Annotated in this window: 23 protein-coding genes; 16 read left to right on the top strand and 7 right to left on the bottom strand. The window is 60.7% G+C overall.

Going from position 1 to position 26,138, the window contains the following annotated elements:
- Positions 1-3: 3 nt before the first annotated feature.
- The 4 genes from P406_RS05710 to P406_RS05695 all read right to left on the bottom strand — a co-directional run bounded on the left by P406_RS05710 (position 4) and on the right by P406_RS05695 (position 4,600).
- The gene (locus P406_RS05710; RefSeq protein ID WP_016568113.1) at positions 4-1,263 is read right to left on the bottom strand and encodes a metal-dependent hydrolase family protein; all 1,260 of its coding nucleotides are present in this window, start codon (positions 1,261-1,263) and stop codon (positions 4-6) included.
- Positions 1,260-2,570: an MFS transporter gene (locus P406_RS05705; protein WP_046235616.1), complete on the bottom strand. Its 1,311-nt coding sequence runs from the start codon at positions 2,568-2,570 to the stop codon at positions 1,260-1,262. The genes P406_RS05710 and P406_RS05705 overlap by 4 nt, the downstream gene beginning before the upstream one ends.
- 188 nt (positions 2,571-2,758) lie before the next feature.
- The gene (locus P406_RS05700) at positions 2,759-3,670 is read right to left on the bottom strand and encodes a LysR substrate-binding domain-containing protein (RefSeq protein ID WP_046235615.1); all 912 of its coding nucleotides are present in this window, start codon (positions 3,668-3,670) and stop codon (positions 2,759-2,761) included.
- Positions 3,671-3,694: 24 nt separating this feature from the next.
- On the bottom strand, positions 3,695-4,600 hold the full coding sequence (locus P406_RS05695) for a LysR substrate-binding domain-containing protein (RefSeq protein WP_052739316.1): 906 nt from the start codon (positions 4,598-4,600) through the stop codon (positions 3,695-3,697).
- Between the two features lie 151 nt (positions 4,601-4,751).
- On the opposite strand from P406_RS05695, the gene ydiJ reads away from it, so the two are divergent.
- Positions 4,752-7,799 (top strand): D-2-hydroxyglutarate dehydrogenase YdiJ, encoded by a 3,048-nt coding sequence (gene ydiJ, locus P406_RS05690; RefSeq protein ID WP_046235613.1) that lies wholly within the window; start codon positions 4,752-4,754, stop codon positions 7,797-7,799.
- A gap of 145 nt (positions 7,800-7,944) precedes the next feature.
- On the opposite strand, the gene yghX is transcribed toward ydiJ, so the two are convergent.
- On the bottom strand, positions 7,945-8,832 hold the full coding sequence (gene yghX, locus P406_RS05685) for a YghX family hydrolase (RefSeq protein ID WP_003410388.1): 888 nt from the start codon (positions 8,830-8,832) through the stop codon (positions 7,945-7,947).
- A 404-nt stretch (positions 8,833-9,236) separates the two neighbouring features.
- On the opposite strand from yghX, the gene P406_RS05680 reads away from it, so the two are divergent.
- The 11 genes from P406_RS05680 to P406_RS05630 all read left to right on the top strand — a co-directional run bounded on the left by P406_RS05680 (position 9,237) and on the right by P406_RS05630 (position 20,732).
- Positions 9,237-10,292, top strand: a complete 1,056-nt coding sequence (locus tag P406_RS05680; RefSeq protein WP_046235612.1) for a GGDEF domain-containing protein — start codon at positions 9,237-9,239, stop codon at positions 10,290-10,292.
- A gap of 107 nt (positions 10,293-10,399) precedes the next feature.
- Positions 10,400-11,350 carry a LysR family transcriptional regulator gene (locus P406_RS05675; RefSeq protein WP_046235611.1) on the top strand — a complete coding sequence of 317 codons (951 nt, stop codon included), beginning with the start codon at positions 10,400-10,402 and terminating at the stop codon, positions 11,348-11,350.
- A gap of 316 nt (positions 11,351-11,666) precedes the next feature.
- The gene (locus P406_RS05670) at positions 11,667-13,127 is read left to right on the top strand and encodes an NAD(P)-binding domain-containing protein (protein WP_046235610.1); all 1,461 of its coding nucleotides are present in this window, start codon (positions 11,667-11,669) and stop codon (positions 13,125-13,127) included.
- A complete protein-coding gene (locus P406_RS05665) occupies positions 13,124-14,098 on the top strand; it encodes an ABC transporter permease (RefSeq protein WP_003369562.1) in 975 nt (324 codons plus the stop codon). The genes P406_RS05670 and P406_RS05665 overlap by 4 nt, the downstream gene beginning before the upstream one ends.
- Positions 14,095-15,015, top strand: a complete 921-nt coding sequence (locus P406_RS05660) for an ABC transporter permease (protein ID WP_046235609.1) — start codon at positions 14,095-14,097, stop codon at positions 15,013-15,015. The genes P406_RS05665 and P406_RS05660 overlap by 4 nt, the downstream gene beginning before the upstream one ends.
- Positions 15,012-16,025 carry an ABC transporter ATP-binding protein gene (locus P406_RS05655; protein ID WP_046235608.1) on the top strand — a complete coding sequence of 338 codons (1,014 nt, stop codon included), beginning with the start codon at positions 15,012-15,014 and terminating at the stop codon, positions 16,023-16,025. The genes P406_RS05660 and P406_RS05655 overlap by 4 nt, the downstream gene beginning before the upstream one ends.
- Positions 16,015-17,028, top strand: coding sequence for an ABC transporter ATP-binding protein (locus P406_RS05650; protein WP_046235607.1), 1,014 nt, complete (start codon positions 16,015-16,017; stop codon positions 17,026-17,028). Before P406_RS05655 ends, P406_RS05650 begins: the two co-directional genes overlap by 11 nt.
- 51 nt (positions 17,029-17,079) lie before the next feature.
- Positions 17,080-18,645, top strand: a complete 1,566-nt coding sequence (locus P406_RS05645; protein ID WP_046235606.1) for an ABC transporter substrate-binding protein — start codon at positions 17,080-17,082, stop codon at positions 18,643-18,645.
- 70 nt (positions 18,646-18,715) lie between these two features.
- Complete coding sequence (locus tag P406_RS05640) at positions 18,716-19,243, top strand: CMD domain-containing protein (protein WP_046235605.1); 528 nt, start codon at positions 18,716-18,718, stop codon at positions 19,241-19,243.
- Positions 19,243-19,830 (top strand): peroxidase-related enzyme, encoded by a 588-nt coding sequence (locus tag P406_RS05635; RefSeq protein WP_046235604.1) that lies wholly within the window; start codon positions 19,243-19,245, stop codon positions 19,828-19,830. Before P406_RS05640 ends, P406_RS05635 begins: the two co-directional genes overlap by 1 nt.
- Positions 19,831-19,934: 104 nt before the next feature.
- Positions 19,935-20,732, top strand: a complete 798-nt coding sequence (locus tag P406_RS05630) for a phosphodiesterase (protein ID WP_046235603.1) — start codon at positions 19,935-19,937, stop codon at positions 20,730-20,732.
- A gap of 28 nt (positions 20,733-20,760) precedes the next feature.
- On the opposite strand, the gene P406_RS05625 is transcribed toward P406_RS05630, so the two are convergent.
- Together P406_RS05625 and P406_RS05620 are read right to left on the bottom strand one after the other, a co-directional pair.
- Positions 20,761-21,096 (bottom strand): DMT family transporter, encoded by a 336-nt coding sequence (locus P406_RS05625; protein WP_046235602.1) that lies wholly within the window; start codon positions 21,094-21,096, stop codon positions 20,761-20,763.
- 24 nt (positions 21,097-21,120) lie between these two features.
- Positions 21,121-22,236, bottom strand: a complete 1,116-nt coding sequence (locus tag P406_RS05620) for a type III PLP-dependent enzyme (protein ID WP_046235601.1) — start codon at positions 22,234-22,236, stop codon at positions 21,121-21,123.
- Between the two features lie 550 nt (positions 22,237-22,786).
- Here P406_RS05620 and P406_RS05615 point away from each other — a divergent pair.
- From P406_RS05615 to P406_RS05600, 4 genes are read left to right on the top strand one after another with little or no spacing between them, the layout of a single operon-like run.
- The gene (locus P406_RS05615) at positions 22,787-23,857 is read left to right on the top strand and encodes a DUF6001 family protein (RefSeq protein ID WP_046235634.1); all 1,071 of its coding nucleotides are present in this window, start codon (positions 22,787-22,789) and stop codon (positions 23,855-23,857) included.
- The gene (locus P406_RS05610) at positions 23,854-24,405 is read left to right on the top strand and encodes a DUF6031 family protein (protein ID WP_003416601.1); all 552 of its coding nucleotides are present in this window, start codon (positions 23,854-23,856) and stop codon (positions 24,403-24,405) included. Before P406_RS05615 ends, P406_RS05610 begins: the two co-directional genes overlap by 4 nt.
- On the top strand, positions 24,402-25,658 hold the full coding sequence (locus P406_RS05605; RefSeq protein ID WP_046235600.1) for an aspartate aminotransferase family protein: 1,257 nt from the start codon (positions 24,402-24,404) through the stop codon (positions 25,656-25,658). Before P406_RS05610 ends, P406_RS05605 begins: the two co-directional genes overlap by 4 nt.
- Positions 25,659-25,670: 12 nt before the next feature.
- Positions 25,671-26,138 carry a type II toxin-antitoxin system RatA family toxin gene (locus tag P406_RS05600; protein WP_003402649.1) on the top strand — a complete coding sequence of 156 codons (468 nt, stop codon included), beginning with the start codon at positions 25,671-25,673 and terminating at the stop codon, positions 26,136-26,138.

Below are 26,138 nucleotides of genomic sequence, written 5' to 3'. Positions count from 1 at the left end.
GCGTCAGACCAGGGTGTTCTTGCGCACATGACCGCCCTGAACAATCATCGCCAGGTGCTCGCCCTGACCGACCAGGCAACTGATATCGCTCAGCGGGTCGCCATCCACCACCAGCAGATCGGCTATCGCACCGGCGGCGATGCAGCCCAGTTCGCCTTCACGCTGAAGGATCTGCGCCGCCACACTTGTCGCACTGCGCAGCGCTGCCAGATTACCCAGCAGTTCTGCGCGAATCTTCAATTCATGAGTCTGGTACTCATGCATTTCCCCCAGCAAATCCGAGCCATAGCCCATCGGAACGCCCGCTTCGGCGAACAGTAACAGGGCATTGCGCCCGGCTTGGCGCACATCCTCGATCTTGGCGACCGAGTCTGCCGGCAGCCCGAAGCGTTCGCCATATTCGGCGAGCATTTCGTAAGTGACCTGGGTGGGCACCGCAAATGCGCCTTTTTCAGCCATGAGCCGCGCGGTGTCGGCATCGACCAGATTGCCATGTTCGATGGTTCTGACACCGCATTCGATGGCACGGCGAATCGCCCGAGCGGTGTAGGCGTGGGCCATGACGTAGGTGTTGGCAGCGGCGGCCTCATCGACGATGGCGCGGATTTCAGCTTCGCTGTATTGGGTGTTGGCAATCGGGTCGGTTGGCGAGGACACACCGCCCGAGGCCATGATCTTGATCTGGTTGGCGCCTTGCTGCAGCTCTTCGCGCACCGCCAGGCGCACGTTGTCGACGCCATCCACCACGCGGGCGATGGCCCCGGCGCGGAAGCAGCAGGAGCAGGGCTCGTTGAGCAGCAGTTCGCCGCGTGCGCGCATGTCGCCATGGCCGCCGGTCTGTGACAGTGCCTTGCCCGATGCGAAGATGCGCGGGCCGGGAATCAGCCCCATCTGAATCGAGCGGGCCAACGCCCAGTCAGCGCCCCCGGCATCGCGCACGGTGGTAAAACCACGGTCGAGCATCGCCGCCAGAATCGGCAAGGCGCGGTACATGATGATTGCGTTGGGTTGCAGGGCGTTCATGCCCAGGTTGGCGTTGGAAGCCAGAACATGCACGTGGCAGTCGATCAGGCCGGGCATCAGTGTTCTGCCACCCAGATCGATGACCTGAGCGCCCGCCGGGGCCGGTTCACCTTCGGCACGCACCGCGACAATGCGCTCACCCTCGATCACGACCTCCTGGCCCGAAATCAGTTGTCCTTGTTGCACGTCCAGCAGGCGGCCGTTGCGCAGGATCAGGTGTGTGGCTTCAGTGGTACTCATTGGTAAGCTCCAGACAAGGGTTGGTGGGCCGCGGGCGCACGGTCGCGATAAAGCAGTGCGCCAATACCGCTGACGACGGCGGCGAACATGATGTAGAAGGCCGGCGCCAGGTTGCTGCCGGTCGAGGCAATCAGCCAGGTGATGGTGAAGGTGGCAAACCCGCCGAAGATCGTGACGGCGAAGTTGTAGGCCACCGAAAGCCCGGTGGACAGCACGTGGGTTGGCAGCAATTCACCGAAGGCTGCGAGGATCGAGCCGATGTAAGCGGAAATCAGCAGGCCGAGCACCAGCTCGAAGATCAACAGTGAAAACAGCCCCGGCATCTGGTTGATGAACAGAAACATCGGGTAGGCGCTGAGGAAGATGGCAATGGCCGAGCCCAGCAGCCAGGGGCGATGCCCGCTGCGATCGGCCAGGGCGCCGACAATCGGCGTGGCGACGATCAGTACCGCGCCGCCCATCATGCCGGCGCTGAAGCCCATCCATGACGGCAGGCCGAGCACGCGCTGGGCGTAGGAGGGGATGTAAAACAGGATGGCATAGGTGCAGACGGTCCACAGCACGACCAGCGAAAAGCTGATCAGGGTCTGTCGCGGGTAGGTCTTGATCACTTCGCGCAGCGGCGATTCGACCGGTTTGGCAGCCTTGTAGGCAGGTGTCTCGTCAACCCGGCTGCGAATATAGAAGCCGACCGGCCCGATCAGCGTGCCGATCAGAAACGGCACCCTCCAGCCCCAGCTTTCGAGCTGTGCCTGGGTCAGGTAACTGGACAGCACCGCGCCCAGCGCGGAACCCAGTAGCACCGCGACGCCGATGCTGGCCTGAATCCAGCTGGAATAGAAGGCTTTTTTGCCCTCAGGCGCATGCTCGGTGAGAAACGCCGTGGCGCTGCCCATCTCGCCACCGGCAGAGAAGCCTTGCAGCAGGCGTGCCAGGACAATCAGCAGCGGTGCCAGATAGCCGATCTGCGCAAAGCTGGGGGTCAGCCCGATGATCAGCGTACCCAGTGCCATCAGCAGGATGGTCAGCGACAATGCCGCCTTGCGCCCGCGCTTGTCGCTGTAGATGCCCAGCACAATGCCGCCCACCGGACGCATGAAGAAACCCACCCCGAAGGTCGCCAGCGCCAGCAGGTAAGAAGTCAGTTCGCTGCCGGTGGGGAAGAACACCTTGGCGATGATCACCGAGAAGAAGCTGTAGACCGTGAAGTCGAACCATTCAAGGCCATTGCCGATGACCGTGGCGACCACCGCGCGGCGTGCCTTTTGTTCATGGGTGCGTGAAGCAGGGGATTGTGGTGTGCTCACTGGATAAGCTCCTGCATGCGATACACGCAGGGAAGCCCCCTGCATCGGCTGCATTGATTGAGGGGCAGGGTCGGTACGAGTGCGGCTGAGTCAGGTCTTTTTGCCCGTTTCAGTCGAGAGTAGGCGCTGGGCCGATTTTAAGAAAACGCTTATTACGCAGATTTGCATGCGCCAAACGCATGCAGGTTTCACAGCGGTGGAGCCACTGTGGCGAGTTCGTCTGCCAGCCATTTCTCGAAGGCGCGTGCGGCACGCCGAGGCGTCTTGCCGCTGGGTGTCAGCAGATAATAGCCGCCTACCGCGCCGACGCTTTTGCGGCAGGCGGGCACCAGCGCGCCGGACTGCACGTGGCGGTCGATCATCGGCTGCCAGCCGAGCACGATGCCATGCCCGGCGACCGCCAGATCGACCAGCACCGGATACAGGTTCACGGTCATGCGCTTGCGGATCAGCGAGGCATCGACACCTTGGCGGCCGAACCAGTCACCCCATGACAACCATTGACGCTGGCCGTCTTCGAGCATCAGCAGGCAATGATCCAGCAGTTGCGCGGGCTCCAGCAGGCGCCCGCCCAGGTAGTCAGGCGAGCAGTAGGCGTTGACCGATTCGGCGAACAGCAGACGGCCGTCGAGACCCGCCGGTGAGACTTCGCGCAGAAAATACAGCGCCAGATCAAATTCGGCGCGAATCAGCGAATCCAGTCCGTCGACCACGCGCAGGCGGATATCAACGGCCGGGAAGGCGTCGCGATAACGTCCCAGCAAAGGCCCCAGCCACAAGGCTGCCACGCCGCTGGAGCATGCCAGAGTCAGTTGCTGATCGCCGCTGTGAGTGATCACCTGAGCGGTGGCCTCGGCGCACAGGGTCAGTACGCGCTGGATCTGTTCGGCGTAAATCTGCCCGGCGACCGTCAGATGAATGCGCTTGTGCTCACGACGAAACAGCGCGCGGCCGAGAAATTCCTCCAGTTGCGCGACCTGACGGCTGATCGCGCTCTGAGTCAGGTTCAGTTCGGTGGCGGCACGCGTGAAGCTGCCATGCCGGACGGCAGCTTCGAAAGCGATCAGGTTCTGCAGCGGCGGAAGGGGCTCGATACGCACAGTGGCTCCTGTTGCGGGCAGGTTTTACAAAGGGTCGGGAAACGGCGTCGCCAGCAGCCAGTCCCTGAACACACACAGCGAGGGCAGGTTCTGAAAGCGCGTGGCGTAGGCCAGATAGTAATTGCGTCCGCTGTCCAGAGGCTCGAACAGGGTGACCAGTTCGCCGCTGTGGATTTCGTCCTGCACCAGAATGCGCGGCACCAGTGCGACACCAATGCCGGCCGCGACGGCCTGGATCAGGTGCGAGGTCAGTTCGAAACTCGGGCCGGGGCGCATGATGTGGTGGTCCAGCCGATTACTGTCGAACCAGTCCGACCAGGCATTGGGCCGCGACACCACGCTCAGCAACGCATGCTGGGCCACCTGCGCCGGGGTCATCGACTGGTAGCCGGCAAGGGCTGCCGGGCTGGCAATGACCACCAGTTTTTCACTGACCAGCGGATGAGCGATGTAACCGGGCCAGTTGCCGTTGCCGGCACAGATGATCGCGTTCATTTCGCTGGCCGCGGGCGTCAGGTCGGCATGCACGATGCGTGAATGGATGTGCACCACATAGCCCGGATGCCGGGTGTAAAAGTCATTCATGCGTGGCAGCAGCCACTTCGAGCCGAAGGTGGGTAGCACGGCCAGATGCAGCGTGCCGCCTTCGGCCTTGTGCGCGATGGTTTGCAGAGTTGCACTGCGGATGCGGCCCAGTGCGGCAGCCAGCTCATGCTGATACAGCGCGCCTGCGGTGGTCAGCTCGATGCGTCTGCCATCGCGCTTGAACAACTCGACTTCCAGTTGTGCCTCCAGCGCCTGCACCTGCCGGCTGACGGCGCTCTGGGTCAGGGCCAGTTCATCTGCGGCCTTGGTGAAGCTGCCATGCCGGGCGGCCGCCTCGAAGGCAAGCAGCAGCGACATGGAGGGCGTCAGTCTTCGGGTGTTCATTCATAAAGCTCATGGAAAAACGGCAGGTTTTACGTTTGCACTGAAGCATGACAGGCCGGAGAATCACGCTAACCGTTGATAACGCCATGCATTCGAGCGTTTCGAAGCATACGTGCTTTGCATATAAAACGCCTAGCGAGGAACACCACCCATGATTGCGCTGTTGAAACCGACTTCCGAGCAGGTCGGTCACTATGACCGTTTCCTCAATGCCCTGGCGGAGGGCGGCTTTCGTGGCGAAATAGCCCGTGACCACGGTTCGCGCACAGTGCTGGCCACTGACAACTCCATCTACCAGCGCCTGCCGCAGGCTGCCGTGTTCCCGATGGACAGCCATGACGTCGCAATCGTCGCCCGGCTGGCGGCGCGGCCCGAGCACAAACAGGTGGTGTTGACCCCGCGTGGCGGCGGCACCGGGACCAACGGGCAGTCGCTGACCGACGGCGTGGTGGTCGACCTGTCGCGGCACATGAACGCTATTCTTGAGATCAACGTCGAGGAACGTTGGGTGCGCGTGCAGACCGGTGTGGTCAAGGACCAGCTCAATGCCGCGCTCAAGCCGCACGGGCTGTTTTTCGCGCCGGAACTGTCGACTTCCAACCGCGCCACGATTGGCGGCATGATCAACACCGATGCCAGCGGGCAGGGCAGTTGCACCTACGGCAAGACCCGTGATCACGTCCTTGAGCTGTCTACGGTGTTGCTGGGCGGTTCGTACGTCAACAGCCATGCATTGAGTGCCGGGCAGCTGGCCAGCGAACAGGCACGCGTCGACCGCGCCGGCGACGTCTATCGCTGCGCGCAGGAGATTGCCGATACGCAGGCCCAATTGATCAAGGATGTATTTCCACCGCTGAACCGCTGTCTGACGGGCTACGATCTGGCGCACCTGCGCGAGGAAGACGGGCGTTTCAACCTCAACAGCGTACTCTGCGGTTCTGAAGGTTCTCTGGGGTTTATCGTCGAGGCCCGACTCAACGTCCTGCCGATCCCCAAACATTCGATTCTGGTCAACGTTCGCTATGCCGGTTTCATGGACGCCCTGCGGGACGCCAAGGCCTTGATGGCGCACAAGCCGCTGTCCATCGAGACCGTGGACTCCAAGGTGCTGATGCTGGCCATGCAGGATATCGTCTGGCATGGCGTGGCCGAGTATTTCCCCCAGGACCCTGCAACGCCGACGTTGGGCATCAACCTGATCGAGTTCAGCGGCGATGAGTTGAGTGAGGTGGAACAGCGCGTTCATGCGTTCGTTGCGCACTTGCAGACCGACAGGTCGGTGCTGCGCCTCGGCCACACGCTGGCGGCTGGCAGCGCGGCAGTGAACCGCGTGTATACCATGCGCAAGCGCTCGGTGGGGCTGCTCGGCAACGTCAAGGGTGAAGCGAGGCCGCAGCCGTTCGTCGAAGACACTGCCGTGCCTCCGGAAAATCTCGCCGACTACATTCAGGAGTTCCGTGCGCTGCTGGACAGCTACGGGCTGCAATACGGCATGTTTGGCCATGTGGATGCCGGCGTGCTCCACGTGCGACCGATTCTGGACATGAAGGACCCCGCGCAGGCGGCGTTGATTCGGCCAATCTCCGACGCCGTCGCCGCGCTGACAAAACGCTATGGCGGGCTGCTCTGGGGCGAGCATGGCAAGGGCTTGCGTTCGCAATACGTGCCTGAATATTTCGGCGAGTTGTATCCCGCATTGCAGGCCCTCAAAGCCGCCTGCGACCCGTTCAACCAGCTCAACCCCGGCAAGATCGCCACGCCTGCGACAGTGCCGGAATCGCGCTTGACGCTGGTGGATGAAGTGACACTGCGTGGTGACCTGGATCGCACGATCGATGAACGCGTCTGGCAAAGCTACGACAGCGCGCTGCACTGCAATGGCAACGGCGCCTGTTACAACTATGACACCGACGATGCCATGTGCCCGTCGTGGAAAGCCACCCGTGATCGTATTCACTCACCCAAGGGTCGCGCTTCGCTGGTCAGGGAATGGCTGCGTCTGCAAGGCGAGCAGGACGTCAATGTCCTCACCGCCAGCGCCAGGGCGCGCAGTGCCAGTGTGCTGAAAAGCCTTGCCGAGCGAACCGTCAACAGCGTCGCCAGGGTGGCGGGGCAGAAGGATTTCTCCCATGAGGTCTACGACGCCATGGCCGGTTGCCTGGCCTGCAAGTCGTGCGCGGGACAGTGCCCGGTGAAGGTCAACGTGCCCGAGTTCCGTTCGCGCTTTCTCGAGCTGTACCACAGTCGCTACCTGCGCCCGATCAAGGATTACCTGATTGGCTCGCTGGAGTTCAGCATTCCGCACCTGGCGCGCTTTCCGAAGCTGTATAACGCGATCATGGGCGCAAGGCCGGTGCGTTACCTGCTTGAGCATGTGGCAGGCATGGTCGACAGCCCGTTATTGAGCCTGACCGACTTCCGCGCGGCCTGCGCTCGCTGGAATGTCGGCATCGCTACGCCGCAGCGCCTGGCCGCGTTGAGCGAGGAGGAGCGCAAGCGCACGGTGGTGCTGGTTCAGGATGCATTCACCCGATACTTCGAAACCCCGTTGGCGGCAGACTGGCTGGAGCTGATTTCGCGTCTCGGTTATCAGGTCTACCTCGCACCGTTTGCGCCCAATGGCAAGCCGCTGCAGGTGCAGGGTTTTCTGCAGGCGTTCGAGAAGGCTGCCGGTTTCAACAGCCAGTCGCTGGGCAAGCTGGCCGGGTACGGCATCCCGCTGATCGGTCTGGACCCGGCCATGACCCTGGTTTACCGCCAGGAGTACAGCAAGACGTTGGGCAGCGAGAATGTACCCGAGGTCATGCTGCCGCAGGAATGGCTGGCGTCCACGGTCGAGGAAGGTCGTGATGGGGCATCGGAAGAGACGTACTACTTCCTGCCGCATTGCACTGAAAAGACCAACGAGCCTGCCAGTGTCGGCCTCTGGCAGAAAGCCTTCGCCCGCGCCGGGCTCAAGCTGGAAGTGCTGGCCAGCGGCTGCTGCGGCATGTCCGGCACCTATGGGCATGAAACCCGAAACGCGAAAACCAGCGACATCATCTATCGTCAGTCCTGGCAGCCACTTGTGGCGCGGCATGGCGGTGAAGGTCGACTGGTCGCCGATGGCTACTCATGCCGCAGCCAGGTCAAGCGCCAGGATGGCAAAGTGGTGCAGCATCCACTACAGGTACTGCTGGAACGGGTGAGGGCGCTATAGACAGGACGCAGAGCGTCCAGAACGGCATGCCCACGCGGAGCATGGGCATGATAGTTACAGGACTATCGTTCCTCACGCTCCTGCGTGGGAATGCCTTGCGTGATGCTGCGCGTCACAGATCTGTGCCGCGCCCTTCGGCCAGAACTTAGACCAGGTACTTGTTGAACCACCCCAATGTGCGGTCCCAGGCCAGCTTGGCCGCCGCTTCGTCGTAACGTGGGGTGGAGTCGTTGTGGAAGCCGTGATTGGCGCCCGGATAAATGTACGTTTCGTACGTCTTGCCCGCAGCTTTCAAGGCTTTTTCATAGGCCGGCCAGCCTTCGTTGATGCGGGTATCCAGTTCGCCGTAGTGAATCATCACCGGCGCCTTGATCTTCACCACGTCTTCGACATTGGGTTGACGCCCGTAGAAGGACACCGCAGCGCCCAGCTCGGGATACGCAACCGCCGCGGCATTGGCCACACCGCCGCCGTAGCAGAAACCGGTGATGCCGACCTTGCCGGTGGTCGCGTCATGCTTCATCAGCCACTCGATGGCGGCAAAGAAGTCGTTCATGAGCTTTTCCGGGTTGACCGTCTGCTGCAGCTCACGGCCCTTGTCATCGTTGCCCGGATAGCCTCCGACCGACGACAGCCCATCAGGTGCCAACGCAATGAAACCGGCTTTGGCAACGCGGCGCGCCACGTCTTCGATGTAAGGGTTCAAGCCGCGATTCTCGTGTGCCACAACCACTGCCGGTACTTTTCCGGCGGCTTTGGCCGGACGTACCAGATAGCCGCGAACCTGACCATGCCCCTTGGGCGAAGGGTAGGACACATACTCGGCAATAATGTCCGGGTCGGTGAACTCCACCTGTTCGGCCAGCGCGTAGTTGGGGCTCAGCGAGGCAAGCAGCGCGCTGGCGGTCAGGCCGCCAAAGGTGAACAGCGCTGCACGATCGAGAAACTCGCGCCGATTGATCCTGCCGTGCGCGTAGTAGTCATAGAGCTCAAGCAGTTCAGGAGCAAAGTCTTTTGCGGTAAGACGTTCCATCGGTAGGCTTCCTTCCGAATCATTCAGGGCTGCCTGCATCTTGGCGGGCTGACGAGCAATAGGTGATCGACACAAGGTTCGCTCCCGATAGTATTTCCGGAGCATCAGGTCCGCTACTGTAAAACGACGAAAAACCGCCAAACGCTGCCCGGGAGTGCAAACTCGCCGCATATTGCCAGACGCTGCCGACGGCCAGCGGACTATGAAAAAGTCAGGCACGGGATTGCACTACCCGGGCTCAATGATGTCCATTTGAGTCCTTCGGGCATTCACCGGGTTCGGGCGCTGCAGACAAACATATTATTGAGTCGCTGTATAAAGCGGCGTCGGTTCAGGCCGACAATACGTCATGATCTCAACCCTACGCGGCGGGTCATATTCCACCTGCATTTCGAGATAACGTGATGATGAGCCTTCCGACGGAAGACCGCACCCAGCTGTTCAAGGACACGGCTATCCAGTTCTGGAAACACATCACCCCGATCGTTTATGTCGCTCTGGGCATTCACTGTGTGTGGCTGACAGTGTTCCTGGGGCTGGGCATGAAGATCATGTGGATGGCGAACATCGCCAGCACGCTGATTTACGTCAACTGCATCTACCTGATCCGCAGGCGTCGGCATCGACAAGCCGGACAATTGATGTGTCTGGAGATCATCGGCCATGCCGTGCTCGCGACGTGGCAACTGGGCTGGGAAAGCAACTTCAGTTTTTACATATTCTGCGTGATTCCCGTCATTGCCTTCACGTTTCAACTGAACGTCATCAGACGCATTGCCTACAGCGTGGCGATTCTGCTGTCGCTGGTGGGCTGCTTCGCCTTTCGCCGATACACGGGTCAGGGGTCCGGTCTCAGCCAGAACGTGCTGGATGCGTTCGGTATCGTCAACGTACTCTCAGCGACCACTCTGTCGATTTACGCCACTGCACTGTCGGTACGTTTCACCTCGTCGATGCAACTGAGCCTGTTTCATATCGCCAACCGCGACAGCCTGACCAATCTCTACACGCGCAGACGAGTGCTGCATCGCATACGCGAACTGGAAGCCAGACGACAGGGGCTGTCGGCTTCGTTGATCCTGCTGGACATCGATCATTTCAAACAGATCAATGATATCCACGGGCATGAAACCGGCGATGTGGTTCTGCAACGGGTCGCCGAGATCATCGGTTCAAGCGTGCGCAGCAGTGATATGGCAGCGCGCTGGGGCGGCGAGGAATTTTTGGTGCTCATGCCTGACACTACGCCCGAAGACGCACTGCGCGCGGCAGAACGTATCTGGCGGCGTATCGCCGAAGAGGCCGGTCTGATCAACGAGCGCATCATCGCCGTCAGCGCCACAGTCGCTGTGGCGACCATCGCCACGGGCGAGGCGTTTCAGTTGGCCCTCAATCGCGCCGACACGTCGCTGTACATGGGCAAACAGCAGGGCCGAAACCGGGTAATGATCGCCGGATGAGGTGCTGGCTCACGTCAGGCGCTACCAGCGTGTAGACTTTCGCGCTTTGAACCGGGGAGCACAGCGTCGTGCTTCCTCATCGGCGGTGTATCGATCAAGGCATGCTTATGGATTTGCGTCAGCTCGAAGCCTTCGCGGCAGTCATGTCGGCAGGCAGTGTCACGGCGGCAGGGAAAATGCTCGGCCGATCTCAGCCCTCGGTCACCCGGGCCATTCAGGAGCTTGAGCAGGAACTGGGCTTTGCGTTGTTCGAGCGCAGCGGGCCAAAGGTCACGCCTACCCACAAGGCATTCATGATGTATGGCGAAGTGGAGAGTGCGCTGCTGGGGGTGCGCAACATCCGCCAGCGCGCGCAGCACATTGCCCAGGAGGAGAACCATCAGATCAAGCTGGTGGCGATCTCGGCCCTGGCGGCTGGCCTGCTGCCTGCTGCATTGTCGCGCCTGCCCGCGCACCTGCGTCCGCAACAGATTCAGCTGCAGAGCATGTCTCCGGAGAACGTGGTTCAGGCTGTCCTGTCGAAAACCATGGACCTGGGCGCGGTCAGCCTGCCGCTTGAGCATCGTGGTCTGGAAATCCATTGGATCGGCGAGGCGCCTTGTGTGGCGGTATTGCCAGCCGATTCGGCGCTGGCCGCTCATGAGGTGCTGTCGATGGAGCTGCTGCGTCAACAGACGCTGATCACCATGGCCAACCCGTATCGCTTTCGTCGACGCATCGACAAGGCGTTTCAGGAGGCGGGTGGTCAGCCGCCGCGCATGCTGGACACCAATACGTCGCTGATTGCCATGCAGATGGCCAGGGTCGGGCTGGGCGTTGCACTGGTCGATCCGTTCACAGCGCTGGGGGTGCCGGTACAAGGCCTGGTCGTCAGACCGATCGCATGCAACATTCCGTTTTTCTTCGGGCTGATTTCAGCCTTCGCCAGCCCGTTGTCGGATGTGGCGAGCGCGCTGATCGATGAAATTGCCGACAGCGCAAAAATCCTGCTGCCGGAAATGATCATGCACGAAGCCAGCGCGCACGATGCCCTGTTACAGAGCATTTATGCCGAGTGAGCGGGCCATGCAGACGGCATTAAAGTCCGGTTGCTGATAACGCCTGTCGTCGCACAAGACTGAAAGCCGGACGCAGCGCGTCCATGAATAGCCTCCGTAACGCCTTGTTTCTCGGCACGCAAAGCTCGCTCAAATTCCATTTAGGAATATAAATATGCTTTTTTGCGCGTTGCGAGAATAAAAATCGGCTTTTACTATTCGAATTAAGCATTCAAAGGCTTTAAGAATTCATTTAAAACAATATTGGAATGATTCTTGAAGTGCTTTGAATCAAGGCTCGGGCTTGTAGCCCGATCATTTTTTCGAGTACCGATCAATGTCCGATGTGAACGCACCCACTGGCCTGGCCGCTCTGGAAGCTCGCTTGCAGCAGGATCTGGCCTGGCTGGATCTGCCCGCCAAGCCATGGGTCAAGCCCAGGATCAGCGCAGGGCAGGCCGTGCTCGACGTAGCGATCATCGGCGGAGGCATGGCCGGTCTTGCGCTGTCCGCAGAGCTGCGCAACCTCGGCGTAGCGGCGGTCATTTTCGATCAGTCACCAGCAGGTTTCGAAGGCCCCTGGGCCACCACCGCACGGATGGAGACCCTGCGCTCGCCAAAGCAGTTGACCGGGCCGGCGCTGGGCTTGCCAGCGCTGACATTTCGCGCCTGGTACGAAGCGCAATTCGGCGTCGACGGCTGGGCGTTGCTGGACAAGATTCCACGTCTGCAATGGGCCGAGTACCTGCGCTGGTATCGCAAGGTACTGGCCCTGGACGTACGCAATGAGCACCGCATAAGCCGGGTAGCGCCCAGAACGGACGGTCTGATTGAGCTGGATGTCGTCACGCCGGTGCAGACGCAATTCCTGCTGGCCCGCCATGTGGTGCTCGCCACGGGTCGGGACGGTCTGGGCGGTCCTTGGGTGCCGGATTTTGCCCAGCAGTTGCCGCAGCACTTGTGGACACACTCGGCGGCGGGTTTGCAGGACAGCTGGTTCGCCGGCAGACGCGTTGCGGTCATCGGCGGTGGCGCCTCGGCGATGGACAGCGCTGCAACGGCGCTGGAGGCTGGCGCAACGCGGGTCGATCTGCTGATCCGGCGTGCCGAACTGCCGCGCATCAACAAAGGCAAGGGTGTCGGCAATCCCGGTATGGTCCATGGCTACTGGCGCCTGCCCGACGTCTGGAAATGGCGCATTCGCCACTACCTCAATACCCAGCAGGTCCCACCGCCGCGCGGTAGTACCCTCAGAGTGTCCGCTTCCGGCAAGGCGCGGTTCATGCTCGACAGTCCGGTGCTTTCTGTCGAGGAGAGCGCTGCTGGAGGCGTCTGGCTGAATACGCCGAAGGCCCGTATCGAAGCAGATTTCGTGGTATTTGCCACCGGGTTTCGCACCGACTTCCGGCAGCGCCCGGAATTTGCGCCATTCTCTGCGCAGATCCGCGTCTGGCAGGATCGCTTCCAGGCACCGAGCGGCGAAACCGATGCCGAACTGGCTGCGCTGCCGGATCTGGGCAACTGCTTCGAATTTCAGGAGAAGACCCCAGGCGCCTGCCCGGGGCTGAACCACATTCACTGCTTCAGTTATCCGGCAGCATTGAGCTACGGCGCGGTGTCCGGGGACATTCCTGCTATCAGCGAGGGCTCCAAACGTCTGGCCCATGCCCTGGTCGGGCAGTTGTTCAACGAGGACATCGCCCTGCATTTCGACACCATGCTCGATTACGCCGAGCCAGAGCTGCTGGGCGATGAGTGGGTCGCCAGCCAGCCAGGCGCTGCAGAGCTGCGCCAATGATCGGCTGGGCGCTGCGTCGGCTGACTCAATCATTGCTGGTCATCCTGTTGATGACGCTGGTGGTGTTCGTCGGCCTCAATGCCATCGGCAACCCGATGGACATTCTGGTGGGTGAAGACCTCAATCAGGCCGAGCGTCTGCAGGCCATCGCGCATTTGGGGCTGGACCAGCCGCTGTGGCAGCAGTACCTGATTTTTCTCAAGGGTGCGGTTCACGGCAATCTGGGGCAAAGCTTCGTGTATCACGAGGACGCCATGCGCCTGATTCTGCAGCGTTTGCCTGCAACCTTCGAACTGGCGTTCAGTGCCCTGTTTCTAGCAGTGGTCATCGGTGTGCCGCTGGGAATGTTTGCCGGCATGTACCCCGAGCATCCGCTGTCCCGGCTGATGATGGCCGCCAGCATTGTCGGCTTCTCGCTACCAGCTTTCTGGGTCGCATTGATGATGATCATGCTCTTCTCCATCACCTTGGGCTGGCTACCGGCCAGCGGCCGGGGCGAGACCCGTGAGTGGCTGGGCGTGCAATGGTCATGGCTGACGCTGGACGGTTTGCAGCACCTGCTGTTGCCAGCGCTGAACCTGGCGTTGTTCAAGATTTCCCTGGTGCTGCGCCTGACCCGAGCCGGTGTGCGCGAAGTGCTGCCCCAGGAATTCGTCAAATTCGCCCGCGCCAAGGGCCTGTCACCGATGCGCGTGATGTGCATGCACGTCATGCGCAACACCATGATTCCGGTGGTGACGGTGCTGGCCATGGAACTGGGCTCGACCATTGCCTATGCCGTGGTGACTGAAAGCATTTTCGCCTGGCCGGGTGCCGGCAAGCTGATTCTCGACAGCATCAACATGCTTGACCGCCCGGTGGTGGTCGCTTACCTGATGGTGGTCGTGGTGATTTTCGTGGTGCTCAACCTGATCGTCGACGGCTTGTATTACCTGCTGGACCCACGTGTACGCATCGAGGCCTCCCGATGAATGTCATTGAAAAAGCCCCGATCGGCAGCACGCTGTTGCAGGCCCAGTCACCCTGGCGACGAGTGCTGGCCGAGTTCTTCAGCTCGCCCACGGCGGTGACGGGCCTGGTGGTCCTGCTGCTCATTGTGCTGGTTGCAGCCCTGGCTCCGTGGATTGTGGTGCAGAACCCCTACGACCTGATGCAGCTTAACGTCATGGACGCGCGCATGCCGCCTGGCAGCCTCAATGGGGACAGCGGTTACACCTATTGGCTGGGTACCGACGGGCAGGGCCGCGATCTGGTCTCGGCGATTATCTATGGCCTGCGCATCAGCCTGTGGGTCGGCATTGGCTCGGCGTTGATTGCGGCAGTGATCGGTACGCTGCTCGGGCTGGTGTCTGCGTATGTCGGCGGTTGGCTCGATGCTTTGCTGATGCGTCTGGTCGACCTGCTGCTGTCGTTCCCGGTGATTCTCATGGCGCTGATGATTCTTGCCTGGCTGGGCAAGGGCGTCGGCAACGTGATGCTGACTCTGATAATGCTTGAGTGGGCCTATTACGCGCGCACCGCACGCGGTCAGGCGCTGACCGAAAGCCGCCGTGAATACGTCGATGCGGCGCGCGGGCAGGGCGTGGGGCCGCTGCGTATTGTGGTTGGCCACATTTTGCCCAATTGCCTGCCACCGCTGATCGTGATCGGCGCCTTGCAGATCGCCCGCGCCATCACGCTCGAAGCAACCCTGTCGTTTCTCGGCCTGGGCGTGCCGGTCACCGAGCCGTCTCTGGGGCTGCTGATTGCCAACGGCTTTCAATACATGCTCAGCAATGAATACTGGATCAGCCTGTTTCCGGGCCTGGCGCTGTTGATCACTATCGTTGCGATCAATCTGGTCGGTGACCGTTTGCGCGATGTCCTGAACCCGAGGTTACAGCGATGAGCGTGCCTGAAATGTCGCCTGCACCTGACGCAGCCCAACAGCCGACCCTGGATGTGCGCGACCTGTGCACTTCGTTTCATACCCGCGCCGGTGTGCTGCCAGCGGTGCGCAACGTTTCGCTGCGGGTACAGCCGGGACGCATTCTGGGCCTGGTGGGTGAGTCCGGTTCGGGCAAGTCGGTCACCGGCTTTTCGATCCTCGGTCTTGTCGATGAACCTGGGCGCATCAGCGGCGGCCAGGTGCTGTTCAAGGGGCGCGATCTGACCAGACTGTCTGCCTCGCAATTGCGTGACATTCAGGGCAACCGGGTAGCGATGATCTTTCAGGACCCGATGATGACCCTCAATCCGGTGTTGCGGGTCGACACGCAAATGATCGAGGCCGTACGTGCGCACAGCCCGCTGAGCAAGCGCGAGGCCCGCGAACATGCCAGCCGCACGCTGGCGCTGATGGGCATCGCCAGCCCGGAAGAACGTCTGCGCGCCTATCCGCATCAGTTGTCTGGCGGTATGCGCCAGCGGGTGGCGATTGCCATCGCGCTGCTGCATGCACCGGACCTGATCATTGCCGATGAGCCGACCACGGCGCTGGATGTGACCATTCAGGCGCAGATTCTCAGTGAAGTGCAGAAGCTGGTGCGCGAGCATGGCACCTCGCTGATCTGGATCACCCATGATCTTTCCGTGATCGCGGGGCTGGCTGACGATGTTGCGGTGATGTACGCCGGACGCATCGTCGAGCAGGGTTCGGTCGCCGATGTACTGGATCGCCCGCAACACCCCTACACACAAGGGCTGATCGACAGCCTGCCAAGTCGCAACCAGCGCGGTCAGCGCCTGCGGCAGATCCCGGGCATGGCACCCGACCTGCTGTCGATGCCGGTCGGTTGTGCTTTCGCGGCGCGTTGCCCCAGAGCCTCGCAGGTTTGTGCGCAGGAGCCTCAACCCCAGGAGGCACGACCGGGCCAGATGGTTCGCTGTTTTCACCCAGGAGCGGCCGATGCCCAGTGATCAGATTCCCCTCATCGAGCTGCATCAGGTCAGCAAGACCTTCGGCAAAGCCGTGGATAAGCGCTCCCTTCAGGGGCTCCTGCAACGGCTGCACCTTACCCGTGCAAAACCGCTGACCCATGCGGTGGATCGTGTCGATCTGCGCATCATGCGCGGTGAAGTGGTCGGGCTGGTGGGCGAGTCAGGCTGTGGCAAATCGACCCTGGGGCGCATGGTTGCCGGTCTGCTGCCGGTCTCTTCAGGCACTACACTGGTGGACGGCAAACCGCTGGAGGGCCTGACCCCGCAGGAGCGCAAGGCGCTGCGCCTGAAAGTGCAGATGATTTTTCAGGACCCATCATCGAGTTTGAATCCGCGCATGCGGGTCGACCGGATCGTCGGCGAAGGTGCACTGTTGCACGGCCTGACCGACCGCAAGGGCGCAGATGATTACGTCAGTGCGCAATTGCAGCGTGCCGGGCTCAGCCCGCAATTGCGTCAGCGCTATCCGCATCAGTTCAGCGGTGGCCAGCGTCAGCGCATCGGGATTGCCCGTGCGCTGGCGGTGCAACCGGAACTGCTGGTGTGCGACGAGTCGGTGGCAGCGCTGGACGTGTCGATTCAGGCGCAGATCCTCAATCTGTTCATGGACCTGCGCGACGAACTGGGCCTGACCTATCTGTTTATCAGCCATGACCTGGGCGTCGTCGAGCACCTCTGCGACCGCGTCATCGTGATGTACCTGGGTCGTGTGGTCGAGACAGCATCGGTCGATGACCTGTTCGCGCGGGCCAATCACCCGTACACCCAGGCTTTGCTGGCGCAGATCCCGCGCTTCGATATTCGCAGTACCCGTTATGACGCGATCCAAGGGGAAATCCCCAGCCCGCTTAACCCGCCTGCCGGGTGTCATTTCCACCCTCGCTGCCCGCACGCCATGGCGCGCTGTCGCGAGGAAGTTCCAGCGCTGCGGGAGGTTTCGCCGAATCACCAGAGCGCCTGTCACCTGAATGACCAACGCTGAACGGGCACTTCAAACCCGTCACCTTCTGCCATTGCGTACAAGGAATCACCCATGAAACCACTCGTTCGTTCTTTGTTAGCGTCGGCCCTGCTGCTGGCCGCCGGCAGTGTCACGGCACAGGACTTGCGCATCGGCTATGCCGACCCGGTCTCGTCTCTCGATCCACAGCTCAATAACTATGCCGGAGACCGTTCGGTAGCGTTGCATGCCTTCGAATCGCTGGTCAGCCGCCGTGATGACAAGACCCTGCCAGGCTTGGCCAAGAGCTGGAAGGTCGTGGACGACACCACCTGGGAGTTCGCCCTGCGTGATGACGTCAAATGGCAGGATGGCACGCCGCTGACCGCCGATGATCTGGTCTTCTCCTTCAAGCGCGCGCGAAACGTACCCGGCAGCGTGGCCTCTTACGCAGGGGCCATGCGTACCGTGGAATCGGTCAAGGCCAAGGACGATCACACACTGATCATCAAGACCCGTTCGCCCAATGCCAACCTGCTGCCGGACGTCGATTCGATCTATATCGTCAGTCGCCACGCCGGTGCGGCAGCCAGCAGCGCCGATTACAACTCGGGCAAGGCGATGATTGGCACCGGACCTTACCGGTTTGTCTCGTTCGTGCCGGGTGATCGCACGATATTCGCTCGCAATGACAGTTACTGGGGTGGCAAACCGACCTGGGACAAGGTTGATTTCCGTTTCATCGCCAACGCCGCCAACCGTACTGCAGCCTTGCTGGCGGGCGATGTCGACGTGATCGACAAGGTATCGCCTACTGATGTGGAGCGCCTGCGCAAAACGCCGAACGTCAATGTCTTCGCCTATCAGGGGCTGCGTGCGCTGATCATTCAGCCGAGTTTCCGTGCCGGGCCGAACGAGTTCATTCGTGACAATGCAGGCAAGCCGCTGGCCGAAAACCCGCTGCTGGATGTGCGGGTGCGCAAGGCGCTGTCCCTGGCCATCAACCGCCCGGCCATCAACGAACGCATCATGCAGGGCACCGTCACCGAAGCCAATCAATGGATGCCGGCCAATACGTTCGGTTACAACCCGCAGATCAAGAACATTCCCTATGACGTCAAGCAGGCCAAGGATCTGCTGGCGCAGGCAGGCTTTCCCGAAGGCTTCCAACTGACTGTGCATGTGCCAGGCGACCGTTATCCGCAGGCACCGGAGGTCATGCAGGCGGTGGCGCAGTTCTGGACACGGATCGGCGTCAAGGTTCAGCTGGAGGTATTGCCGTGGGCGGTGTACGCGGGCAAGGCCAACAAGAATGAACTGGCGATCAGCGTGATTGCCTGGGGCAATGGCACCGGCGAGGCGGCGTATGCCCTGACCAACATTCTGACCACGGTCGACAGCAGCAAAGGGCAGGGCGCTTCCAACTGGGGGCATTACAGCAATCCGCTGGTGGACAAGGCCCTGGCTGATTCGACCGCTGAGTTCGACGAGGCCAAGCGCCGCAAGATTCTCCAGGACTCGGTGCAGATTGTCAGTGACGACGTCGGCATCATCCCGCTGTTCCATTACCAGAACATCTGGGCAGCGCGCAAAGGCCTCAAGGTCGAGCCGCTGGTCAGCGACCGCACTGCAGCGACCATGGTCACCGAGCGGCCTTGATTCTCTTTCATGAACGCGCCGCTTTTGCCAGCGGCTGCGCGAATGCAACCACAGCATTGCAGGACCTGTCATGACATCGACCACTGAACATTCAACGACTCCGGACACCCTCGATAGCCTGTTGGGCATTGCACCCGGCAGTCCGCTGCACGCGGTTCGTCATGCGCGGGACAAGGTGGCCCTGGCAACCCAGGGCAGTCAGGACTTGTTTTTCGACCCGGCACTGGCACACAACCTGTCACTGAGCGAACGCCTTTGGGTGGCGTATTACGCAACGCTGCTGAGCGCGCAGCCGACTCTGAGCGGGTATTACCTGTCGCAGTTGCAGACGGCAGGCGCCGAGGCTAACGTGCTGGCCGATGTGGACGCCAGCCAAATCGATCTGCTGGAGGATCAACGCCTGGCGGCGATCCTGCGCTTTACCAGGACCTTGATCGAGTCTCCGGTACACGGCGATCAAAGCGCATTGCAGGCGCTACAACATCAGGGGCTGAGCACCGCTGAAATTGTGGTACTGGCACAACTGATCGCTTTTCTGTCCTACCAGGTGCGTCTGGCCGCAGGGCTGGGTGCTTTAAAGTCTGCCGGAGCGGCCTGATGAGCGAACTCATAGAAATTGAAGGTTTCACCAATCAGGTGCTGGGCTGGAAAGCCTGGTTGCCCACCGTGGACCTCGACAGCGCGAGCGCCGAGCAGGTCGCTGTGCTTGAAGAAAGCCACCCGCAAGCCAAGACCTCGGATTACTACCTGACACTGGCCCATCATCCGGACATTCTTCGCCAGCGCTCTCAGGCGTTCAACGCAATCATGTACGCACCCGGCGGCCTGTCGCGCGCCGAGCGAGAGCTGGCAAGCACGGTAGTGTCGCGCATCAATCGCTGCGTGTATTGCGCGTCGGTGCATGCGCAGCGCTTCGAACAACTGGCCAAGCGCAATGACGTCATCGCCCAGGTGTTTGCCGACCCCGCAACGGCAGGTACCACGGCGCGTGAGAAAGCGATCGTGCAGTTCGCCATCGACCTGACGCTTGAACCGGCTTCGCTCAACACCGGGCATGTCCAGGCGCTATACGAACAGGGGCTGGACGAGACACAGGTGCTGGACCTGATTCACGCCATCTCGATATTTGCCTGGGCCAACCGGCTCATGCTCAACCTGGGGGAGCCGGTGTTTCCCGAGGCGTGAGGGTGGCAGCGGCCAGGCCCAGTGCTTGAGGTGCAATCTGGCCCGGTCGTTGCAGGTTCACTGCGTCAGTGAACAAGCGACCCGGACACGATTGAGGTAATGGAATGCTGATAGCACACATTTCGGACACACATGTACGGCCCAGAGGGCAACTCTATCAAGGCGTGGTGGACTCCAATGCCATGCTGGCCGCCGCCGTCGACACGATAAATGCCCTAGACCCACCGCCCGATCTGATTGTGTTCAGTGGTGATCTTGTGGACGAGGGGCGGCCCGAAGAGTACGCGATGGCCCGGGAGTTGCTGCAGCCGCTGCGGCAAAAACTGCTGATGATACCGGGCAACCATGATCATCGGCAGAACCTGCGCGACGCCTTTCCCGAGCACGATTACTTCATCGATGATCAGGATTGCAGCTTCGTCTACTCAGGTCCTGCGCCGGTGCGCATCATTGGTCTGGATATCAGCGTGCCGGAGCAGCATCACGGCGATATGACCGACACTGCGACCCAGTGGCTGGATCGCACACTGGCGCTGGAGCCGGACAAACCAACGCTGATCATGATGCATCAGCCACCGTTTTCCAGCGGCATCCCCTACATCGATGCGTACCGTTGTGAAAGGGGCGAGCGGCTGGCGGAGGTGGTCTGCAGATACCCGGCCATCGAGCGCATCGTCTGCGGGCATATTCATCGCTTCATGCAACTGCGCTTCGGCGGGACGCTGATGTGTACGGCGCCGAGCACGACGACGGCCATCGCCTTGCGACTGCACCCCGAGGCTGTCGACGCCTCTTATGTCGAACCGCCTGCATTGCTGCTGCATCACTGGAAAGCCGACACGGGCCTGATCACCCATTGGGTGCCGATAGGCCGTTTCGAAGGGCCTTTTGACTTCGCCTGACCCGGGATGACCCTGACAGCGCAGGCTGTCAGGTCGCCTGCTCCTTGGCCAGATTGACCAGAATGATGCCCGCGATGATCAGGCTGATACCGCCGATGGCCATCAGCGTGGGCACCTGCTGGTAGCGAAACGCTGCAATGACGGTGATCAGGGTAATGCCCAGGCCTGACCACATGGACGTGATCAGTGACATGGGCAAGTCTTTTTGTGCATACCCCAGACACACGATGCCAAGGCCATAGCCTGCTATCGAGGCAATGACCGGAACCCAGCGGGTGAAGCCGTTGCTTTCTTTGAGTGCAATAGTCGCTACAGTTTCGGCGACGATGCCTGCAAGCAGGAATAGGTAGGCTTTTATGAGCATGGCGGCAGATCGCTTTTCAGGCATTCAGGAAGGAAGAGAGATGATGCGGTCGGCGTAAAATCCGTTGAACGGCGTACGTAAGGACACCGAGTAAGCGCCGGTCGATTGGAACTCCAGCCAGTCGCCTTCCCTGATATCGCTGGCGAGCGAGTAGGGGAAGGCCAGGCGATCCATACTGTCGCAGGTGGGGCCAAAGATATTGAAGGTGTGTTCCGCTGCACCGCTGTAAGGGGCCGCGTCTCGCCACACGCGTGCGGGAAATTGCAGCCACTGCTGGGCGGAGAGCAAGCCGCCAAAAATGCCGGCACCACAGAAAATACTGTGCTCGCGTCTTGAAAGCACCCGTGCAAACAGCGACATGCCGCCGTACACCAGGCCACGACCCGCTTCACAGATCAGGTTCAGTTCCTTCAATGTCGGGCTAGTCTGAATGTGCTCGCAGACCCTGCCAACCAGGTCCGGCGTGTTACCCATGGAGTTCAGGTAATTGCCCGGAAACCCGCCACCGATATCCAGATGCCTGACATGCTGGGCGGTGTCGCGAACGATGGCGTCGGCGTCATCGAGGGCCGCGAGCCACGGGCCGTCTTCAATGGCTTGTGAGCCGACATGGAAGGAAAGCCCGAGTGACCAGTCAGTGCTGGCCGCCACTTGATGCACCAGTTGCGTCGCCAACGCCGGACTTGCCCCGAATTTGCCTCTAAGATCGTAAACCGCCGTCGACTCGGAGGGCGCGTAGCGTACGAACAGGTTGATCGTGCTGTCGCGCTCGGGCAGTACGTCCCGCAGCTTCAAGAGTTCCTCCTCACTGTCGAGTACAAATGAACGTACGCCATGTCGATAGTAGGCCTCGTGCAGGCAGTGGCGGGATTTCACTGGATTCATCAGGTATTGAACTGCGTCGGGCAGTGTGTTGTGCACCGTCTGCACCTCTGCAAGCGACGCCACGTCAAAATGATTGATACCGCCCTGGCTCAAGGCTTCAAGCACTTGCACGAGTGGATTGGCCTTCATTGCATATAGCACGGTACCTGGAAAACAGCCGCTGAATTGTTGCGCATTCCGGGTGATCCAGTGCGGGTCAACGGTATAGAAGGTGTCGTTGGTGTCATCGGCTAATTGTGCAAAGAGTCTGTCCACGTTGAACGCCCCTGATTTAGAAGTGTGGGCAAGTTTCGAGCAAGCTTCGTGCCACCACTTTATCGAGAGGCTGAACAACTTAATGAGCGCCGTTCAATAAACATGTATACAAGATGATCCACCAAAACAGGGCGATTTCGAAGTGTTCGAATCGGTGTGGTGCAGTTGATTGTGGGCACTTAAATAATAAACATAGGTAGCACTTTGCTACTTATAAAAGTGGTTTATAAATAATTTAATACATATATTAAAGTTGTCATATTCACTGTCTGATCGCAAAAAAGTGATTGGATTTAACGGCTTGGCGATTGGTCGGTAATGCTTCAGAACCGGTTGGCGATTATCTGACACTTTGCCAATACGCGATGATCAATAGCGGTGGCACGCCACTTGCTGGTACCCCATCGTGAAGTAATGGGGCTTGTTCCATTGCGTCAGCGCTCGCGTTAACGACGACAAAGTAATTCATGGTCATGGATCAGGCAGGGGGTTGTTCGGCAAGCCGAATAGCGACCCCAATGAAGTCACCGTTATCGAGTGGAAGGTGTACATGGACTTTCGTGCTTTTTATTCAGGCAACGCCCAGCAGTTTTTGGCCACACGCCAACTTGCTTTTTCCGAACTGGAAGAGGTTGTAAAACGCCAGTATGCCGATGCGCAACTGGCTCTAATTAGCAGCTCTCCAGTACATGGCATCGCTAATGCGGCCAGCGATATAGACCTGATATGTGTGACCGATGGTCGGCAGTCCGATCAATCGATGGCTTCGCAGATTTACCACAATGAACACCATATGGAAGTGGTGGCCTTTGCCCGCGAAGAAGTTCAAAACGCGTTCTCCCAACTGGCGACGGACGCGCACAAAAGCACCGCCCAGAAACTCGTTGCGTTCAAGCAGTGGGACAAGCAGCAGGCGGTATCGCGAAAGTACCTGGAGCGTCTGGTCTGCGCGGTGTCGACCGATCAGTCGCTGCCTTATCTGGACAGTCAGAAGGACCTGAGCTCGATCTGGTCTGCAGCAGCGTTCGATGACTTTCGCCAAAGTGCCTGCTTCTCGGTGCTGGCCTGGCGCAGTGGCGAATACCGCGCGGCCGCCGCCTATGCCTGCAACGCCGCACTGTTTCTGATGAACGCGACGCTGGCCAGCCACGGCTGGGTCAATTCCAATCGCAAGTGGACGCTGTTGCGCTGGGACCGCGCGCTCAACAGGCACGGCATGCTCACCGACGACGGCCTTGCCCGTGCTATCGGGCAGCTATGGCAACGCGCCTATCCGGCCTGCGGCAATGGGTTGCAGGGCGCAGACCTCATGCACTTGTGTGAATTGACTCAACTCGCCGAGCAGACGTTCGCCTGCGAGGCCGCCTACGCCGAGCTGAAGCCGGGTATCGAGCGCTCCGCCGCCAGCAGGTTTTTGCCGGGGGTCGACTTCGTGCTCACCGATAACCAGCAGGCGACCCTGTTGACGCATCTGGACGTGCCGGAATTGCCCAGCACCCGCCCGATCGATCTGGCCGAGCAATCCCGGGAAGTGGCTGCGTGTTTTCTGCGCGCCGCACGGGCCGGGCTGGTCAGTTTCTCACTCAAGGACCAACACCCGATGCAGGGAGCACACGCATGATTGCCAGCACACAAGCCGTTCGCCAGTGGTTTCCCCGGCTCGCTGGCGGCTACGTATATCCGGCGGGCCCCTACACGCAAAAGCTGATATCGGTGGCCTGGTTGCTCATGACCGAGCTTGAGGCGTATCTGGAAGACCTCGAAGGCGCGGCGGACGAGCCGCTGGTGGTGGATGCGCTGAGAATCAAGCTGGCGGAACTGATGGTCGACATCGACTGCCGACTCGCCGGTGCCGATACCCCGAACGAGCTGCACCAGTTCGCGCTGTTCAGCGAGTATGGCCTGACCGATGTCATTGCCCACACAGGCCCCGTCGCCGTCGAATGGCTTGGCGTTCCCGCTGACAGTGCTGCAGGTCAAGACCATGAAGCAGAGCGACTGATCGAACTGTTCAAGGAACTGCTGGAAGCCTTTCCCGGGAAATTGTTCAACCCCTTGCTGCCGGGCACTCAAGGTCAGGTTTTGCGAACCCTGCGCGACTGGGACCGCTCCTGCCGCCTGGCAGGTGGCGATGCTGCCTTTCTGGCACCTTTGATGAGGTCTCTATGAACAGTCATGTCATGAGTGCGCCGGCGAGCGTGCCTGCGCGCAAATCATCATTCGTCGAACGCTACGGTGCGGTGTTTGGCCGTGAACAAGGCCTTATGTTGCGCATGGCCGGGCTTACCGCAGCCGAGCACTCGGCCGAAGGTTCGTGGATAACCGATGACACCGGCCGCCGCTGGCTGGACTTCGGCTCCTTCGGGTTGCACCTGCTGGGCCATCGGCACCCTCAAGTCGTGGCTGCGCTGACGCGACAGGTCGCATCACTGGGTCTTTCCAGCCGGATACTGGCCAACGAATCCAGTCTGAGCGCCGCCGAGCGGCTCGTGACGTGTGTCGGCCGTCCGGGCAACGGTGTGCTTTACGGCAACAGCGGTTCGGAGGTCATTGAAGCAGCCCTCAAGCTGGTACGCATGCAGACCGGCCGGCGGCGAGTCATCGCCTTGACCCACGCCTACCATGGCCGGACCAGTGGTGCGCTTGCGGTCAGTTATGGCTATCGCGGGCACGCTGCGCTGATGCACGCCGAAGATGTCGTGTTCATTGCTGCCGGTGATCTTGCTGCTGCACGCCAGGCGCTGGCAGAGGGCGATATTGCCGCAGTAATCGCCGAGCCGGTTCAGGGAGAGGGCGGAATCAGGCCGGTCGACCTGGATTTTCTGGGCGAACTTGCCGGTCTGTGTCACGAACATGGCGCGTTCATGATCCACGACGAGATTCAGTCCGGTCTGGGGCGCAGCGGATCGCTGATCTGCGGCGCGCCTGCCGACATCGTTGTGTTCGGCAAAACCCTGGGCGGTGGTGTGTTTCCGGTGGCCGCCGCCATTTATGACAGCAGCCGTTTCGGGGCACCGGCGCGTGATCCGGTCGTGCATGCCTCTTCCTACGCTGGCAGCGCGCTGGCGGGAGCGGTGGTCAACGCTGTGCTCGACGTGGTCAGCGATCCCGCCTTCTGTCAGCGCGTCAACGAGCTGGGGCAGGTGGCCATGAGCATTCTGCGTGCGCGTTTACAGGACTGTCCCGCCGTGGCTGAAGTGCGTGGCAGCGGCCTGATGATCGGGGTGGAATTCACCTCCAGCAACTATGTGGCGCAGACCCTGATCGAGGCCGCGCAGCGCAATGTACTGCTGGCTTTCTGCCTGGGCGCAACCTCCGTGCTGCGGGTGTATCCCGACGCGACCATCTCCCGAGACCACCTCGAACAAGGCATCAACAGTTTCTGTGATGCCGTCGATGCGGCTTATCGTTCCATTCAATGACGGAGATTTCCTATGCCTGATGTATCAACCAGTGTTCTTCTCGGTGATTTCGAGCCTGGCGAGGTCTGGCCGATTCTCTCGGACTTCGCTCGCTATCCCGACTTCATGAGCGATGTGCTGGAGGTGATCGTTCACCCCCGGCAGAGTGAATATGTTTCCAGTACGTGGCGCGTATTGATCAATGGCAGCGAGCTGACCTGGACCGAGCAGGACTGGCTGGTGACGGACGAGCGCATCGAGTTCAAGCAGACCGATGGCGACCTTGAGGTCTGGTACGGCGAGTGGTTGCTGATCCAGCGCGAAGACGGCTTGCACGTGGACCTGAACGTCACCTTCGACCTGGGCATCCCGTCACTGGCCGAAGTCCTGCACCCGATCGGTGAACGGGCGATTCGCGCCAATAACATCCAGATGCTGGACGGGATACGCAATCAGCTGCTCGCTCGCCGTCATCAGCGAGTTGCGGCAGGGGGCTGCTGA

The organism is Pseudomonas syringae pv. coryli str. NCPPB 4273 (assembly GCF_000972175.1).
Taxonomy (GTDB): Bacteria; Pseudomonadota; Gammaproteobacteria; order Pseudomonadales; family Pseudomonadaceae; genus Aquipseudomonas; species Aquipseudomonas syringae.
Note: the sequence above shows the minus strand (reverse complement) of the source record. Positions and strands in the feature narration are given on the sequence as shown.

Bases quoted from the DNA above. Each gene is read 5' to 3' on its own strand.
- P406_RS05710 (WP_016568113.1), bottom strand. From the start codon at position 1,263: ATGAGTACCACTGAAGCCACACACCTGATCCTGCGCAACGGCCGCCTG.
- P406_RS05695 (WP_052739316.1), bottom strand. From the start codon at position 4,600: ATGAACACCCGAAGACTGACGCCCTCCATGTCGCTGCTGCTTGCCTTC.
- ydiJ (WP_046235613.1), top strand. From the start codon at position 4,752: ATGATTGCGCTGTTGAAACCGACTTCCGAGCAGGTCGGTCACTATGAC.
- yghX (WP_003410388.1), bottom strand. From the start codon at position 8,832: ATGGAACGTCTTACCGCAAAAGACTTTGCTCCTGAACTGCTTGAGCTC.
- P406_RS05680 (WP_046235612.1), top strand. From the start codon at position 9,237: ATGATGAGCCTTCCGACGGAAGACCGCACCCAGCTGTTCAAGGACACG.
- P406_RS05675 (WP_046235611.1), top strand. From the start codon at position 10,400: ATGGATTTGCGTCAGCTCGAAGCCTTCGCGGCAGTCATGTCGGCAGGC.
- P406_RS05670 (WP_046235610.1), top strand. From the start codon at position 11,667: ATGTCCGATGTGAACGCACCCACTGGCCTGGCCGCTCTGGAAGCTCGC.
- P406_RS05665 (WP_003369562.1), top strand. From the start codon at position 13,124: ATGATCGGCTGGGCGCTGCGTCGGCTGACTCAATCATTGCTGGTCATC.
- P406_RS05660 (WP_046235609.1), top strand. From the start codon at position 14,095: ATGAATGTCATTGAAAAAGCCCCGATCGGCAGCACGCTGTTGCAGGCC.
- P406_RS05655 (WP_046235608.1), top strand. From the start codon at position 15,012: ATGAGCGTGCCTGAAATGTCGCCTGCACCTGACGCAGCCCAACAGCCG.
- P406_RS05650 (WP_046235607.1), top strand. From the start codon at position 16,015: ATGCCCAGTGATCAGATTCCCCTCATCGAGCTGCATCAGGTCAGCAAG.
- P406_RS05645 (WP_046235606.1), top strand. From the start codon at position 17,080: ATGAAACCACTCGTTCGTTCTTTGTTAGCGTCGGCCCTGCTGCTGGCC.
- P406_RS05640 (WP_046235605.1), top strand. From the start codon at position 18,716: ATGACATCGACCACTGAACATTCAACGACTCCGGACACCCTCGATAGC.
- P406_RS05635 (WP_046235604.1), top strand. From the start codon at position 19,243: ATGAGCGAACTCATAGAAATTGAAGGTTTCACCAATCAGGTGCTGGGC.
- P406_RS05630 (WP_046235603.1), top strand. From the start codon at position 19,935: ATGCTGATAGCACACATTTCGGACACACATGTACGGCCCAGAGGGCAA.
- P406_RS05625 (WP_046235602.1), bottom strand. From the start codon at position 21,096: ATGCTCATAAAAGCCTACCTATTCCTGCTTGCAGGCATCGTCGCCGAA.
- P406_RS05615 (WP_046235634.1), top strand. From the start codon at position 22,787: ATGGACTTTCGTGCTTTTTATTCAGGCAACGCCCAGCAGTTTTTGGCC.
- P406_RS05610 (WP_003416601.1), top strand. From the start codon at position 23,854: ATGATTGCCAGCACACAAGCCGTTCGCCAGTGGTTTCCCCGGCTCGCT.
- P406_RS05605 (WP_046235600.1), top strand. From the start codon at position 24,402: ATGAACAGTCATGTCATGAGTGCGCCGGCGAGCGTGCCTGCGCGCAAA.
- P406_RS05600 (WP_003402649.1), top strand. From the start codon at position 25,671: ATGCCTGATGTATCAACCAGTGTTCTTCTCGGTGATTTCGAGCCTGGC.